The organism is Craurococcus roseus, from assembly GCF_039523795.1.
Lineage (GTDB): Bacteria > Pseudomonadota > Alphaproteobacteria > Acetobacterales > Acetobacteraceae > Craurococcus > Craurococcus roseus.
In genome coordinates, this window is sequence record NZ_BAAAFZ010000105.1 from 1 (window position 1) to 1,416 (window position 1,416).

The 1,416-nt window shown below is 78.5% G+C and carries 1 protein-coding gene; it reads left to right on the forward strand.

All coding sequences use genetic code 11. The annotated features are described in order from the left end of the window. Positions 1-27: 27 nt before the first annotated feature. Positions 28-1,416: ATP-binding cassette domain-containing protein (locus tag ABD067_RS24800; protein ID WP_343898105.1), on the forward strand; the 1,389-nt coding region annotated here is incomplete at its 3' end.

The window sequence follows — 1,416 nt, forward strand, 5'->3', positions numbered from 1 at the left end:
CCCGCCCGCGCGCGCCCTGGTGCGCGCATGAGGACGCTCGCCCTCGCTGGCCCGCCGTCGTCCGTCGCCGTGGCGCCGCCCCGGCCGGTGCGCCTCGCGCCGGCGGTCGCGCTCTGCGCCGCCCTGTCGCTCGCGGTGCAGGGCACGATGCTGACGGCGCCGCTGCTCACCATGCACGTCTTCGACGGCGTGCTGGAAACGCGCAACCTCGACACGCTCGCGGTGCTGTCCGTCGCCTTCGTCCTGGCGCTGGCCCTCGGCGGCGTGCTGCGCTGCCTGCGGTCGGCGCTGCTGGCCGCGCTGGCGGAGCGCCTGGGCCGGCGCTTGCAGGTGGAGGCGCTCACCGCCTCCGTCCGCGTCTCCGCCGTGGAGGGCGACAAGGGCCCGGCCGCCGTCGCGTTGCAGGACGTGGCGGAGCTGCGGCGCCTGCTCGGCGGCTCGGTGCCGGCCGATCTGCTGGACCTGCTGTCCATCCCCCTGGCGCTCGGCTTCCTGTGGCTGCTGCACCCGGTGTTCTTCCTCGTCGGCGCAGGCGCCTGCCTGCTGAAGGCCGCGATAGGCGCCCTGGCGGACCGCGCGACCCGTAGCCGGGTGGCGGACGCCACGGCGGCGCAGGCGCTGGCCATGCGCGAGCTGAACGGCCGCCTCTCCAACGGCGAGCTGCTGTCGGGCCTCGGCATGCTGCGCGCCGTGCTGCGCCGCTGGGTGCCGCGCCACGCCGCCGCCGTCGCCCGGCACGACGCGGCGATGCGGCGCGCCCGCGCGCTCCAGGGCCTGCTCCAGTCCGTCGTGTTCGCGCAGCAGATCGCGGTGGCGGTGGCCGGCGCGATCCTTCTGGCCCGGCGCGAGGTCTCGCCCGGCGTCATGCTCGCCGCCAGCACCATGGTCGCCTTCGCCGCGAACCCGGTGGCCCAGCTCGTCACGCGCTGGCGCGACTGGGGCTACGGCGCCGTCGCCCTCGCGCGCCTGCGGACCCTCGCCGCCCGCGGCGCGCCGCCCCGGCCCGCGCCGGTGGACGAGGCGGTGCCCGCCGGGCTGGTGCTGCGCGGGGTGACGCTGCGCCCGTCCGGCGCGCGCCGCCCGCTCGTGCGCGGCCTCGACTTCCACGTCCCGCCCGGCGAGGCCTGGGCGGTCGCTGGGCCGAACGGCTGCGGCAAGACCACGCTCCTGCGCGCGGCGGTCGGTCTGGCCGAGCCGGAAGAGGGCAGGGCGCTGCTCGACGGGCAGGACACGCACCGCGCCGACCGCGCCGCCATCGGCCCCCGCATCGGCTACCTGCCGCAGGACGCGCAACTACTGGACGGCAGCGTCCTCGACAACATCGGCCGCTTCGCCGGCGGGCCGCCCGACGCGGCCGTGCCCGCCGCGCGCCGCGCCGGTGCGCACGAGGCCGTCGGCCGCCTGCCGGCCGGCTAC